Consider the following 12,245-nt stretch of genomic DNA (forward strand, 5'->3'; position numbering starts at 1 on the left):
CCGGGTGGCCAGGTGGGACGCGTGGAAAGCGGCTGACCGGGTACGGACCGGACATGCGGATCGTGGTGGTGGGCGCGAGCGGCAACATGGGTACGGCACTGCTGCGCCGGTTGTGGCGGGAGCGCGGCGTGGAGATCGTCGGGGTGGCGCGGCGGCTGCCGCACGCGGGGGCCGGTGAGCCGTACGCGGGGGTGCGGTGGCACTCGTGCGACATCGGGCGGGCTGGTGCCGCCGACGAGCTGACCGAGGTGTTCGCCGGGGCGGACGCGGTGGTGCACCTGGCCTGGCAGATCCAGCCGAGCCACGATCGGCAGGTGTTGCGGCGTACCAATGTCGGCGGCAGCCGGGCGGTGGTGGACGCGGTGCTGCGGGCGGGCGTGCCGGCGCTGGTGTACGCGTCGTCGGTGGGGGCGTACGCGCCGGGGCCGAAGAACCTGCCGATCAGCGAGCGGTGGCCGGCGACCGGGGTGGCCGCGTCGTCGTACAGCCGGGACAAGGCGGCGGTGGAGGAGATGCTCGACGGGATCGAGCGGACCCATCCGGGGCTGCGGGTGGTCCGGATGCGGCCGGGGCTGATCTTCCAGCGGGAGGCGGGTACGGAGATCAGCCGCTACTTCCTGGGACCGCTGGTGCCGGTGCGGCTGCTGCGCTTCGGGCGGCTGCCGTTGGTGCCGGCCAACCGCCGGCTGCGGATGCAGGCGGTGCACGCCGACGACGTGGCCGACGCGTACACCCGGGCGATCGTGGGTGACGCGCGCGGTGCCTTCAACGTCGCCGCGGACCCGGTGTTGACGCCGGAGCTGGTGGCCCGGCACTTTCACGGCTGGACGGTGCCGGTGGCCGCCCCGGTGCTGCGGACGGCTGCCGCGCTGACCTGGCGGGCCCGGCTGCAACCGGTCGACGCGGGGTGGGTGGAGCTGGCATTGAACGCGCCGCTGATGTCCAGCGAGCGGGCCGCGACCGAGTTGGGCTGGCGGCCACGGGTGGACGCGGTCACCGCGCTCAAGGAGTTGGTGGCCGGGATGGCCGAGCGTGCCCACACGGCCAGCCCGCCGCTCTCCGCCACGCCCGACCTGCCCGGCCGTCCCGCCGCCCTCCTCAAGGCCCGCCCCGTCGGCCAGGGCAACCCCTACTGACTCAGCGGACGGTGGAGGTGGTGATGGTGGGGGCGGAGCCGGCGCCCTGGTAGAAGATGCCGGGGTGGGTCTGGAAGCCGTGGCTGGGGTTGCGGCGCAGGGTCGAGTTCTCGATGCGCAGGGTGCCGGTGCGGTTGTTGCTGACGAAGAAGATCGCCCCGCCGCCCTCCCTGGCGTCGTTGCCCTCGATCAGGGTGCCGGCGACGCGGACCGAGAACTCGTTGCCGTCGGTGTAGATCGCGCCGCCGCTACCGCCGCCGGGCGTGCCGGAGCGGGCCGGGTTGGCGCCGTTGCCGACGGCCGCGTTGTCCCGCAGCACGCTGTTCAGGATGACCCAGGAGACGCCGATGCTGCTCAGTGCGCCGCCGTTGGCGCAGGAGCCGCCGGTGAAGGTGCTGCCCGTCACGTACACCGGTTGGCCGTCGTGCTGGTCGAGGACGCGGATGGCGGCACCGCCCACGTCGGGGCCGGTGCGGTCGCAGCGGTTGTCGACGAAGTGCGAGTCGACCACCTTGAGCCGGCCGCCGCGTACGAAGATCGCACCCCCGCCGCCACCGTCGGCGCGCTGGCCGGTGGAGTCGCCGTCGGCGAAGGTCAGGTTCTGCACGGTGAGCTGCGGGTGGTCCTGGTTCTGGCAGCGGGCGGTGGTCCAGCCCTGGAGGACGTCGCAGGTGTTCATGTAGAGGATGCGGCGCTTGCCCTGGCCGCTGAGCGTGATCTTGCCGCCGCCGTCCAGCACCACCGTGGGGCCGTTGGCGTTGCGCACCTTCGCGGTCGCCGCCATCTTGATGGTCAGCGGGTCGGGGCCGCAGTCGAAGGTGATGATCCCGCCGGCCGCGACCGCCCGTACCACCGCTGCCGAGGTGCAACTGGCCGGGGTGCCGTCGCCGACGGTGCGGGTCGGGTTCGAGGTGTCGACCGCCCGGGCCACGGCGGGCACGGGTGCCGCGTCGGCCGGGGACGCGCTGGCGCGTACGACCGGGCTGCCGGACGACCCGGTCGGGTCGGCACCGGCGGCGGCGGTGCTCAGCGCGGCGGGGCCGGACGGGCTGGTCTCGGCGCTCTGGTGTCTGCCGGGAGGTGCCTCGGCGGTCGGCTCGACGGGGTCGCCGCCGGACGCCGGTTGCTGGGCGCTTCGTGGGTCGAGGCGGGGTACGGACAGGCCGCCGCAGCCGGTCAGACCGACGACGACACCGAGCGCGACCACGGGAGCGAGGGATCTGAGACGCACCAGGTGATGCTAGAGGTCCGCGACCGGTCGCGGACCTCTCAGGTGATCGATACGTGGTGCAGGTGCCGACGGCGGCGCAGCCGGACACTGAACACCCCTGCCACGGTCACGGTCAGCAACAGCGTCACCGCCAGCCCGTGCAGGACGCCCCGGGCGAGGTAGCCGTCCTCGGCGTGGTCCACCGCCCAGGTGGCGATCTCGCGACTGGACCAGAACGGGGTGAATTTCGCGCCCGAGCTGGCCGGGTCGAGCAGCATCTGCATCGCCACCACGGTGAGTAGCAACAGGGTGCCCTCCAACTCGCGGGGCAGCAGGGCGCCGATCAACATGCCGAACGGCGCGGCCACCACCACGCAGCAGAGCATCGCCACGGCGATCCCGGCGTACCGCAGGTTGCTCGTGTCCAGGACGGTGAGCAGGAAGAACGGCACCGCGACGGCGAGCCCGAGCAGCCAGAGGCCGAGCATCCGGCCGAGGTAGAGATGGTGTGGCCGGTAGCCGGCGAGCCGGAGCCGGGGTTCCAACTCGCGGGCGGCGCTGGTGGCGAAGAGCGCGGCGGTGCTGACCGCCCAACTGATGCCGAGGAACAACGCCCGGATGGACTGCCCGACGTGCGAGTCCCGCCGGATCATCCAGAAGACCAATGGCATCAACAACAGGAGCAGGAGTACGCCCCGGCGACGCGCCAGTTCCCGCAACGTCATCTCGGCGACGGTGACCAGCCGCTTCACGGCCGACCTCCCTGCTCGACGGAGGTCAGGTCCAGCACGATGTCGACCCGGTCTAGTTGGTTGAGCAGGTGCGTCACCACCACGATGGCCTTCCCCTCGTCGCGCAGCCGGGTCAACTGGTCCCAGAGGTTGACGTAGCTGCCCTGGTCGAAGCCCTGGTACGGCTCGTCGAGCAGCAGCACGTCCGGTCGGGCGAGAGTGGACATGGTCAGGTTCAGCTTCTGGCGCGTACCGCCGGACAGGTGCCGGGCGAGCACGGCGCCCTCGGCGTCCCAGCCGAGGTCGCGGGCGGCCTCGCGACCGGCCCGCCGGGCCGGTCCGCGTGCCACGCCCTGACCGGCGCCCACCAGCACGAAGTGTTCGTCGGGGAGCAGGAAGTCGGCGGTGCCGCCCTGCTGGGGGCAGAAGCCGAGGCGGCCGGAGACGGTCACCTCGCCGCTGTCCGGCGAGATCAACCCGGCGCAGATCCGCAGGAAGGTGCTCTTGCCGCAGCCGTTCGCGCCGACCACGGCGGCGATCTGCCCGGCCCGTACGGTCAGCGACGCGTCCCGCAGCACCGTCCGCTTGCCGTACCGCTTGGTGATGCCCTGGGCGGACAGCCGCACCGGGCCGGGACGCGGGCCGGGTGCGGTGCCGATGCTCTCCACGATCGCGGCGGCGTACGCCTGCGGCGGACCGAAGACCTGCCACGGGTCGCCGCCGCCCTCGCGCAGGTGGGTGGCGGCCTCGGCGACCACGTGCCGGGCGGCGTCGGTCGCCACCCGGCGCTGGTGCAACTCGGCCGCGAACGCCCGCAGCCACTCGTCGGAGTTCACCTCTCGACCCCCTTCGAGACGATCTCGGTCACCGGTGCCACGAACGTCAGCCAGGCGTTACCGCCAGTGTGCAGTGCCGCCCGCCCGTCGTCGGTGAGCTGGTAGTACTTGCGGGCCGGACCCGACCCGCCCGCCCGCCACTGCGCGGTGACCAGACCGGTGCGCTGCAACCGCAGCAGCACCGGATAGAGCGTGCCGCCCTGGATCGGCCCGACGCCCGCGGCGTCGAGCGACTGGGCGAGCTGGTAGCCGTAGGACTCGCCCTCGCGCAGCAGGGCCAGCACGCAGAGGTCGAGCACACCTCGCAGCCACTGCCCACGACGATCCGGATCCACCCGCCGAACACTAGTGGTGCTACCTAGATGGCACAACTACCTAGTTACGCACGGCTCTGCCCCGGGACCATCGGTCCCGAGGCGACAGCAGCTCAGCTCGGCACGACGTCCGAGATCACCACGGTGACGTTGTCCGGCGCGCCGGCCTGGTGGGCCAGCTTCACCAACTGCTCACCGCACTGGTGCCGGTCGGAGTGCAGGCTCAGCGCCGCGCAGATCGCGTCGTCGGTCACGTAGTCGGAGAGCCCGTCACTGCACAGCAGCAGCCGGTCACCGGCCGCCACGAGCACCGAACCCATCGTCGGGGGCGCGTCCGCGCCCTGCACCGCGCGGGTCACCAGCGACCGCTGCGGGTGGTGCCGGGCCTGCTCCGGGGTCAACGTGCCCTGGTCGACCAGCGCCTGCACGAACGTGTCGTCCCGGGTCAACTGCCGCAGCTTGCCCTCCCGCAGCAGGTAGCAGCGCGAGTCACCGACCTGTGCCAGCACCAGCGTGTCGCCCGCGAGCAGGGCGGCCGTGAGCGTGGTGCCCATGCCGTCCCGGGCGGGCTCGGCGGCGATCGCCGCGTGGATGCGTTGGTTGGCGGTGCTCACCACGGCCCGCAGCGCGTCGGCGGCGGCGTTCGGAACGGTGGGCGGGATCAGCTCGTCCAGGATCCGGATGACGATCTCGCTGGCGACCTCACCGGCGGGCAGCCCACCCATGCCGTCGGCCACCGCGACGAGGCGCTCACCGGCGAGCGCGGAGTCCTCGTTGTTGGTGCGGACCAGGCCGATGTCGTTGAGGATGGCCGAGCGGAGGATCAGCGTCATGGGTCAAGCTTGCCAAGAAGACCCTTCCCGCGTCTCTACGCACTACTGCGTAGGGTTGAGGAATGTTGCCGATGTCCATGGTCGGGCGCGCCGACGAGCTGGCTGAGCTGGGCCGGACGTGGTCCACCGTGGCTGGTCGGAGGCGTCGAACACCGGCCGTCGCGGTGATCACCGGGGGTGCGGGCGTCGGCAAGAGCCTGTTGGTCGCCGCCGCACTGGACGAACTCCACCCGCGACCGGCGGTGGTGCTCAGCGGTGCCGCCCGGGTGCACAGTCCGGCGCCGTACGACTGGCTGGCCGCCGCGCTCAGTGGCCGTGATCCCGACCGGCTCGACCTGCCGGTCGACACCGTACCGCCCGACGCGCTGGCCTGGCTCGCCCAACAACCCACCGCACCCCGCGAGCGCTACGCTCCCGGCACGCTGCTGCGTCTCGCCGTACGTGCCGTCCGGGTGCTGGTCGGCACCGGCCCGGCCGTCCTCGTGGTCGAGGACCTGCACGCGCTCGACCCGGCCAGCCTCAACCTGATCGGCGAACTGGCCACCGCCACCGGACTTCCCGCCCTGCTGGTGGTGGCGACCCGACCCGCCGCGCACGCGGTCACCCCGGAACTCGCCGGCCGCACCCTGGCCCGCCTCTGCGGCGTACCCGGGGCGGTACGACAGCACCTCGGGCCGCTGAGCCCGGTCGAGGTGGCCGAGGTGCTGACCCAGGTGTACGCCGGGCACCCGCTGCCCGGTCGACTGGTACGCGGCGTCTGGCGGTCCACCGGCGGCAACCCGTACGCCCTCACCGAGCTGCTCGCCGCGTACGCCGGACAGTCGCCCGAGGCGCTGCTCGGCCCGGCCGACGTCCCGTCCCCGTTCGACGTACGGCCCCGGGCCTCCGGTCGAGGCGTCCCCGTCCCGCCCGCCGAGGCCCGGGACGGGCTGGGAGCGGCGCCGGGCGGGGCGGGGTCGTCGGCCGAGCTGACCGGACGGGAGGTGGAGGTGCTCGACTGCCTGGTCGCCGGGATGTCCAACAAGCAGGTGGCCCGCACGCTGGGCATCTCGGTGCGGACGGTCACCGTGCACGTGTCCAACCTGCTGCGCAAGACCGGCTCCGCCTCGCGGACCGAGGTGGCGCTCTGGGCGGTACGCCGACGGCTTGCCGAGCCGACTCCCGCCGACCGCTGAGGGGGTGTAAGGAAGGGCCCCCTGCTAACGCCTCGTGCATAGCAGGGGTCCCCTCCTTACAGCCGGGGGTAGCGCAGGAGCAGACTGGCGGCCACCTCCTCGTCGCCCACGGCGGCGTAGAGGTGCGGTACGTCGGACGTCCAGCGCAGGTGACCACCGGCGGCGGCGGTCAGCGGCGCGTCGACCGGGCCGGCGCGCAGCACCCCGGCGAAGACGGTCACGTGCTCGGTCACCCCGGGTTGGTGCGCGGGGGAGAGCTGGCCGGTGCCGGGCACCACCCGCATCCGGTACAGCTCGTACGTGGCGTCCGAGTCGTCGAAGACCTCCAGCAGCGTCGCGCTGACCGCCGCGCCGCGTACGGTCGGCCCGGCCGACGGCCCGGAGAGCACTGCGGTCAGCGGTACGCCGAGTTGCGCGGTGATCGCGTACAGCGTCTCCAGGGTGGGGTTGCGGACGCCGTTCTCCAGCCCGGAGAGCGTCGCCTTCCCCACCCCGGCCAGCCGGGACAACGCGGAGAGCGAGATCCCGCGCGCCTCGCGGAGGGCGCGGACCCGGTGACCGATCGCGACGGTGTCCGTATCTGGTGGTGGCTGCGACACCCCGCTATGGTGCTACACGCCGCTGTTCCGTAAACGGAACGGTCGGGAAGGGGTGGGGCCATGGCGGGACGGACACAGCCGATCCTCGCGGGAGTGGTGACCGCGCTGGTCGGGTTCGCCAGCTCGTTCACGGTGGTGCTGGCCGGGCTGCGGGCGGCCGGCGCGAGCGAGGCACAGGCCGCCTCCGGGCTGCTCGTCCTCTGCGTCGCCTCCGGGCTCTGCGCCGCCTGGCTCGGCCTACGGCACCGGATGCCGTTGAGTATCGCCTGGTCCACACCGGGCGCGGCGCTGCTCATCGCGACCGGCCCGATCCCCGGCGGTTGGCCGGCCGCCGTCGGCGCGTTCCTCGTCTCGGGCCTGCTCATCGTCGCCGCCGGCCTGTTCCCGGTCCTCGGCCGTGCCGTCGCCGCCATCCCCAAACCCATCGCCGGGGCCATGCTCGCCGGTGTGTTGCTGCCGCTCTGCACCGCACCGGTACGCGCCCTCGTCGACGTGCCGCACCTCGCCGCTCCGGTGCTGATCTCCTGGCTGGTGCTGCACCGCTTCGCCCGGCGCTGGGCGGTCCCCGGGGCGTTGGTGGTCGCGGCCGGCGCGATCGCGCTGACCACCACCGGCGGCGGCACCGGCGGACTGCGCCCGGTGTTCGCGCTGACCGCACCGGCATGGAGCCTGTCGGCGCTGATCGGCGTGGCGCTACCGCTGTTCCTGGTGACCATGGCCGCGCAGAACGTGCCGGGCACCGCCGTCCTGGTCGGCTACGGCTACCGGCCCCCGCTCGGCTCGGCGCTGCGGACCACCGGGCTGGCCAGCGTGGCCGTGGCGCCCGCCGGTGGTCACGCGGTCAACCTGGCGGCGATCACCGCCGCGCTGGCCGCCGGGCCGGACGCCCATCCCGATCCGGACCGCCGCTGGATCGCCTCGGTGACCGCCGGCATCGGGCTGGCGGTGCTCGGCCTGGGCGCCGGTGCGGTCACCACGCTCGTCGGCTGGGCGCCACCCGTACTGATCGAGGCGGTCGCCGGACTGGCCCTGCTCGGCGCGCTGGCGACCGCCCTGACCGCAGCGCTGGCCGATCCCACGGCGCGGGAGGCCGCCGTGGTGACCCTGGTGGTCACCGCCTCCGGGGTGTCGCTGGTCGGCATCGGGGGCGCCTTCTGGGGCCTGGTGGCCGGCTGGTTGATGCTGCTGCTCTTCCGCGCCCGCCGCGCCACACCGGCTCCGTCGGCCCCGGCCACCGGACCCGTCACGTCCGTTTCCACCGGGGAGCCCGCCGGGTCTGCTCCGGCCGTGTCGCCCGGGCCTGCTCCGGCCGTGTCGACTGCGTCTACTCCGACTGCGTCTACTCCGACTGCGTCGCCCGGGTCCGCTCCGACCGGATAGGCCGCGCTGACTGCGAAGTCCGACCCGGCTGCTGTTCTCGGCCCGACCCGGTAGTCGTGAGCCGAGGCGACGGCGGGGTCAGTCCTCCGGGGGGAGATCGGCGGCGAGGACGTCGAGCCGGACCTCTCCGTCGACGACGGCGTTGATCTGGTCGGCGAGCACGTAGACGGCGCCGGTGGGGACCAGTTCGGTGGAGACCTTCAGGTAGCCGGTGCGCAGCAGGCGGGCGGCAAGGTCCGCCGGCACGTCGGGTTCCTCGGTGGCGGCGGACTCGATCAGCTCGTCCAGGCTGCTGCCGGGATCGGCGGTGGGGGCCTGCACGGTCACGGCGTTCGGGTCACCGCGCTGGACGAGGTCCACCGTGCCGACGTCGAGGCCGGCGGCGTCCACCACCCGCATGCCGGTGGTGACCCGTGAAACGGTGGCCTGTTGATCGATGCCCTGCTGCTCCATACCCCGCGCGGTTCCCGCCCCCCACTCCCCCTAAACCCCTCCCACCCCACTCCCACCCACCCCCTCCCGCCCCGTTGATCAAGAAGTTCGGGTCGCGTTCGCGGTGGTAACAGGGCGAAAACTTCTTGATCAACGCGGGCCGGGAGGGGTCGCGGGGGCAGCGGGGGCAGCGGGAGCGGCGGGGGCGGCGGGCCGGGAGGGGGGTGGGTGCGGCGGGGTGGGGGTCAGTGGGGGGTGGTCCAGGGGGATGGGGGGCGGGGGGAGAGTTCGCGCCAGGTGTCGGGGCCCTGGAGCAGCGCGCGTACCGTCTCCTCGGCGTCGTCGACGGTGTCGTACTCGTAGAACCGGGATGCGCCCTCGGCCCCGCCGGCACGCTGTTCCACGTACCAGCGATCGGCGTCCGCCCGGAGGAAGACGTCCCGTCGGGCCAGCCGCCCCCATTTCCCGTTCCACCAGTGCTTTCGCTGCTCCATGGCCGGACTCTATCGAACATGTGTTCGACATGGATCGGCCCCTGCGGGATTCCCACAGGGGCCGATGTGCGGGTGCCGGGTTCAGCGCCCGCTGGGCGGTTCCTCCCGGCGACCGAGTACGTCGTCCAGGGCGCCGCGCTGCTGAGCCGGGGTGGTCCGGCCGGAGGCGACCAGGGCGTCCCGGATCTCGGTGAGCAGCTTGACCTCCTCGCTCGGTGCCGAGGGCGGCGGCTCCTCGCCCCGCTTGCGGCGCTCGGCCAGCTTGTTCATCGGGAAGACGACCAGGAAGTACAGCGCCGCTGCGGTGAGCAGGAACGTGATCAGCGCGTTGACGAAGGCGACCCAGTCGAACGGGATGCCCCGAAAATCTGGCGCCGAGCCCTCGATGCCCTTGTCGCTTCCCGTGATCAGCACCACGAAGACGCGGATCAGTGGTTCCAGGAACGACTTGGTGAGCTGCGTGACCACGCCGGTGAACGCGGCGCCGATGACGACGCCGACCGCGAGGTCGACGACGTTGCCGCGCATGATGAAGTCCTTGAAGCCCTTGAGCATCCGTACTCCTGAGGTGTCCGGTTTTTCGTCGAGGACAACCTATGCCTTGGGTGCGGACTCCAGGAAAGCGCCGGCCTCCCGCGCCGCCAGCTCCGGGTCGCCGGCCCGGATGGCGGCCACCAGACGGGCGTGGTCGACGTGCCGGTCCGGTGTCAGGGCGTCACCCATGGCCTGCGCGACGGTGCTGCGCAGGGCGGTGGCGACCGAGGCGTAGAGCTCGGCGAGCATGCCGTTGTGCGCCGCCGCGACGACGGCGGTGTGCAGCGCGACGTCGGCCTCCACGAACGCGGGGACCTCGCCGCCGCGCCAGGCCGCCTCGCGGGCCGCCAGCGCGGCGTCGAGGGCGGCCAGATCCTCGGCGGTACGTCGGCGTGCGGCGAGCCGGGCGGCCTCCACCTCGAAGGCGCGGCGTACCTCGATCACCTCGGTCATCCGGTCGTCGGTGAGGCGGCGGGCCACCACGGGTGCCAGTTCGTCGGTGGAGAGCACGTACGTCCCGGAGCCCTGCCGACACTCCAGCACCCCGGCGTGGGCCAGGGCCCGGACGGCCTCGCGGACGGTGTTGCGTCCCACGCCGAGATCCTCGACGAGTTGCGGCTCGGTCGGGATGCGACTGCCCACCGGCCACTCGCCGGCCAGGATCCGCCGCCGCAGTCGGGCGATGGTCTCGTTCGTCCGTCGGCCCCGAGGTGGGACGGCGGAATCAATCGCTGGTGGCACTGGTTACAGCCACTCGCCGAGATTCATCCCATGATTGTAGGTTCGAGGTCATGACTCCGCCAGCCGCCGGCACCCCCGCCACCTCTGCCCCGACCGCCGGCGCCGCACCCGCCCCGGGCGGTACCGACACGATCGGGTCCGCCGGGAGCGGAAACCCCCCGAGCGGGCACGGACCGTCGGGTACGTCGGAGCGGACGCGTACCGGATGGCTGCTGCTGGTCGGGATGCTGCTGGTGGCGGTGAACCTGCGGGCCGCGATGACCAGCCTCGGCGCGCTGCTCGACGAGGTACGCGTCGGGTTGGCGCTCTCCGGCACGATGGCGGGCGTCGTCACGACCCTGCCGGCGGTGGCGTTCGCCGGGCTGGGTGCGACCACACCGTGGCTGGTCCGCCGGCTCTCCGCGCCGCGACTGCTGGTGCTGGCGATGATCGCGCTCACCCTCGGGCAGGTGCTCCGGGTGCTGACCGGGTCCGCCGTGGTGTTCCTGGCCACCAGCGCGCTCGCGCTGGCCGGTATCGCGGTGGCGAACATCCTGCTGCCGATGCTGGTCAAGCAGTACTTCCCGCACCGGACCGGCCTGGTCACCGGGGTGTACATGATGACGTTGACGGTGGGGGCGACGGCGGCGGCCGCCGCTGCGGTGCCGGTGGCGCACGCCTTCGGCTCGTGGCGCGCCGGTCTCGGCGTCTGGGCGGCGCTCGCGGCGGTGGCCGTACTCCCGTGGTTGCCGGCGGCGCTACGGACCGGTGGGGCCGCGCGGCGGGCGGGTCTGCGCGGCGGTCGGGCGCGTGCCCGGATCAGTCCCGCGCGCACCCGGCTCGGCTGGGCGATGGCGCTCTACTTCGGCGCGCAGTCGCTGAGCGCGTACGCGATCATGGGCTGGCTGGCCGTGCTGTTCCGGGACGCCGGTTTCCGGCCGCAGGACGCCGGGCTGCTGCTGGCCGGGGTGACCGCGCTCGGGGTGCCGATCGCGCTAACGATGCCGACGCTGGCCGGCCGACTGAGTGACCTGCGGCTGCTGGTGCTGGGGTTGACCGCCGCCTCCAGCGTGGCCTATCTGGGGCTGGCGTTCGCGCCGCGCGGCGGGGCGGTGCTCTGGGTGGTGCTGCTGGCGCTGGGGCAGGGCGCCTTCCCGCTCATCCTGGCCACCATCGGGCTGCGGGCCCGGACGGCCGACGGGACGGTCGCGTTGTCCGCCTTCACGCAGAGCGTCGGATATCTCATCGCCGCGCTCGGGCCGCTGCTGGTCGGGATCCTGCACGAGTCCACCGGCGGCTGGACCGCGCCTCTCGGCTTCCTGCTGGTCGCACTCGCCGTGCAGACCGGGGCCGGAATCGTCATCGCTCGCCCCCGATACATCGAGGACGAGCGAGGCCCGGCCGTGACCGGTGGGTAGCGCGGTCAGGTCAGGAGGAGGTCGGGGTGGGTTCTCCCGCGACCGCCTGGTCGACCGTCGGATAGGTGTGCAGAACCTCCACGAGGCCACTCACCTCGAGGATGCGCAGCACGCCTCGTTGCGGCGCAGCCAGCCGGACCACTCCGCCGGCCTCGTCGGAGCTGTTCTTCGCGCGGACGAACACCGACAGACCGGTGGAGTCGCAGAACGAGACCTCCGACAGGTCGAACACGAGGCGGCTACGCCCCTTGTCGAGCAGGTCGGTGATCTGGTCCTGCAGTTGTGGTGCGGTGGCCATGTCCAGTTCACCTGCGACCGACACCACGACCACGTCACCGCGTTGCTCCGTGTGCACCGTCAGGGACATATGCCAGACCTCCTGTTTATCGGAGGAACGGTATCCCACGCGGGGCCCGGTACGCAGAACGGGAGC

15 protein-coding genes are annotated in these 12,245 nt (G+C 72.9%); 4 read left to right on the plus strand and 11 right to left on the minus strand.

The genetic code is table 11. The annotated features are described in order from the left end of the window. Positions 1–53: 53 nt before the first annotated feature. Complete coding sequence (locus ACQVFL_RS00735; protein ID WP_431728343.1) at positions 54–1,136, plus strand: NAD-dependent epimerase/dehydratase family protein; 1,083 nt, start codon at positions 54–56, stop codon at positions 1,134–1,136. A 1-nt stretch (position 1,137) separates the two neighbouring features. Here the strand turns inward: ACQVFL_RS00735 and ACQVFL_RS00740 are convergent, their stop codons facing one another. The 5 genes from ACQVFL_RS00740 to ACQVFL_RS00760 form a co-directional block, all read right to left on the minus strand. Continuing rightward, entirely contained in the window at positions 1,138–2,367 is a 1,230-nt protein-coding gene (locus ACQVFL_RS00740) for a hypothetical protein (RefSeq protein ID WP_431728344.1), read from the minus strand. A gap of 38 nt (positions 2,368–2,405) precedes the next feature. After that, a complete protein-coding gene (locus ACQVFL_RS00745; protein WP_396692021.1) occupies positions 2,406–3,098 on the minus strand; it encodes an ABC transporter permease in 693 nt (230 codons plus the stop codon). Beyond that, on the minus strand, positions 3,095–3,913 hold the full coding sequence (locus ACQVFL_RS00750; protein ID WP_431728345.1) for an ATP-binding cassette domain-containing protein: 819 nt from the start codon (positions 3,911–3,913) through the stop codon (positions 3,095–3,097). The genes ACQVFL_RS00745 and ACQVFL_RS00750 overlap by 4 nt, the downstream gene beginning before the upstream one ends. Then, complete coding sequence (locus ACQVFL_RS00755) at positions 3,910–4,248, minus strand: PadR family transcriptional regulator (RefSeq protein WP_396692023.1); 339 nt, start codon at positions 4,246–4,248, stop codon at positions 3,910–3,912. Before ACQVFL_RS00755 ends, ACQVFL_RS00750 begins: the two co-directional genes overlap by 4 nt. Positions 4,249–4,340: 92 nt before the next feature. After that, positions 4,341–5,060: a PP2C family protein-serine/threonine phosphatase gene (locus ACQVFL_RS00760; RefSeq protein ID WP_396692024.1), complete on the minus strand. Its 720-nt coding sequence runs from the start codon at positions 5,058–5,060 to the stop codon at positions 4,341–4,343. 62 nt (positions 5,061–5,122) lie between these two features. Here ACQVFL_RS00760 and ACQVFL_RS00765 point away from each other — a divergent pair, with 62 nt between their 5' ends. Beyond that, positions 5,123–6,235 carry a LuxR C-terminal-related transcriptional regulator gene (locus ACQVFL_RS00765; RefSeq protein WP_431728346.1) on the plus strand — a complete coding sequence of 371 codons (1,113 nt, stop codon included), beginning with the start codon at positions 5,123–5,125 and terminating at the stop codon, positions 6,233–6,235. Between the two features lie 56 nt (positions 6,236–6,291). On the opposite strand, the gene ACQVFL_RS00770 is transcribed toward ACQVFL_RS00765, so the two are convergent. After that, the gene (locus ACQVFL_RS00770; RefSeq protein ID WP_431728347.1) at positions 6,292–6,834 is read right to left on the minus strand and encodes a helix-turn-helix domain-containing protein; all 543 of its coding nucleotides are present in this window, start codon (positions 6,832–6,834) and stop codon (positions 6,292–6,294) included. A 60-nt stretch (positions 6,835–6,894) separates the two neighbouring features. Between ACQVFL_RS00770 and ACQVFL_RS00775 the strand changes: the two genes are divergently transcribed. Next, on the plus strand, positions 6,895–8,214 hold the full coding sequence (locus tag ACQVFL_RS00775) for a benzoate/H(+) symporter BenE family transporter (protein ID WP_431728348.1): 1,320 nt from the start codon (positions 6,895–6,897) through the stop codon (positions 8,212–8,214). Between the two features lie 78 nt (positions 8,215–8,292). On the opposite strand, the gene ACQVFL_RS00780 is transcribed toward ACQVFL_RS00775, so the two are convergent. From ACQVFL_RS00780 to ACQVFL_RS00795, 4 genes are all read right to left on the minus strand, one after another. Beyond that, on the minus strand, positions 8,293–8,667 hold the full coding sequence (locus tag ACQVFL_RS00780; protein WP_396692028.1) for a hypothetical protein: 375 nt from the start codon (positions 8,665–8,667) through the stop codon (positions 8,293–8,295). A gap of 224 nt (positions 8,668–8,891) precedes the next feature. Then, a complete protein-coding gene (locus ACQVFL_RS00785) occupies positions 8,892–9,140 on the minus strand; it encodes a hypothetical protein (protein ID WP_396692029.1) in 249 nt (82 codons plus the stop codon). A gap of 81 nt (positions 9,141–9,221) precedes the next feature. Further along, positions 9,222–9,695: a large conductance mechanosensitive channel protein MscL gene (gene mscL, locus ACQVFL_RS00790; protein WP_396692030.1), complete on the minus strand. Its 474-nt coding sequence runs from the start codon at positions 9,693–9,695 to the stop codon at positions 9,222–9,224. Positions 9,696–9,734: 39 nt separating this feature from the next. After that, entirely contained in the window at positions 9,735–10,415 is a 681-nt protein-coding gene (locus tag ACQVFL_RS00795) for a FadR/GntR family transcriptional regulator (protein ID WP_431728349.1), read from the minus strand. Positions 10,416–10,465: 50 nt separating this feature from the next. On the opposite strand from ACQVFL_RS00795, the gene ACQVFL_RS00800 reads away from it, so the two are divergent. Then, positions 10,466–11,812: an MFS transporter gene (locus ACQVFL_RS00800; RefSeq protein ID WP_431728350.1), complete on the plus strand. Its 1,347-nt coding sequence runs from the start codon at positions 10,466–10,468 to the stop codon at positions 11,810–11,812. Between the two features lie 10 nt (positions 11,813–11,822). On the opposite strand, the gene ACQVFL_RS00805 is transcribed toward ACQVFL_RS00800, so the two are convergent. After that, positions 11,823–12,179 carry an STAS domain-containing protein gene (locus ACQVFL_RS00805; protein WP_396692033.1) on the minus strand — a complete coding sequence of 119 codons (357 nt, stop codon included), beginning with the start codon at positions 12,177–12,179 and terminating at the stop codon, positions 11,823–11,825. Between the last annotated feature and the right edge of the window lie 66 nt (positions 12,180–12,245).

The sequence above is a fragment of the Verrucosispora sp. TAA-831 genome (assembly GCF_050780145.1).
Lineage (GTDB): Bacteria > Actinomycetota > Actinomycetes > Mycobacteriales > Micromonosporaceae > Micromonospora.

Coding starts and splice junctions, on each gene's coding strand:
- ACQVFL_RS00805 (WP_396692033.1), bottom strand. CDS start 12,179: ATGTCCCTGACGGTGCACACGGAGCAACGCGGTGACGTGGTCGTGGTG.
- ACQVFL_RS00735 (WP_431728343.1), top strand. CDS start 54: ATGCGGATCGTGGTGGTGGGCGCGAGCGGCAACATGGGTACGGCACTG.
- ACQVFL_RS00765 (WP_431728346.1), top strand. CDS start 5,123: ATGTTGCCGATGTCCATGGTCGGGCGCGCCGACGAGCTGGCTGAGCTG.
- ACQVFL_RS00800 (WP_431728350.1), top strand. CDS start 10,466: ATGACTCCGCCAGCCGCCGGCACCCCCGCCACCTCTGCCCCGACCGCC.
- ACQVFL_RS00760 (WP_396692024.1), bottom strand. CDS start 5,060: ATGACGCTGATCCTCCGCTCGGCCATCCTCAACGACATCGGCCTGGTC.
- ACQVFL_RS00775 (WP_431728348.1), top strand. CDS start 6,895: ATGGCGGGACGGACACAGCCGATCCTCGCGGGAGTGGTGACCGCGCTG.
- ACQVFL_RS00780 (WP_396692028.1), bottom strand. CDS start 8,667: ATGGAGCAGCAGGGCATCGATCAACAGGCCACCGTTTCACGGGTCACC.
- ACQVFL_RS00785 (WP_396692029.1), bottom strand. CDS start 9,140: ATGGAGCAGCGAAAGCACTGGTGGAACGGGAAATGGGGGCGGCTGGCC.
- mscL (WP_396692030.1), bottom strand. CDS start 9,695: ATGCTCAAGGGCTTCAAGGACTTCATCATGCGCGGCAACGTCGTCGAC.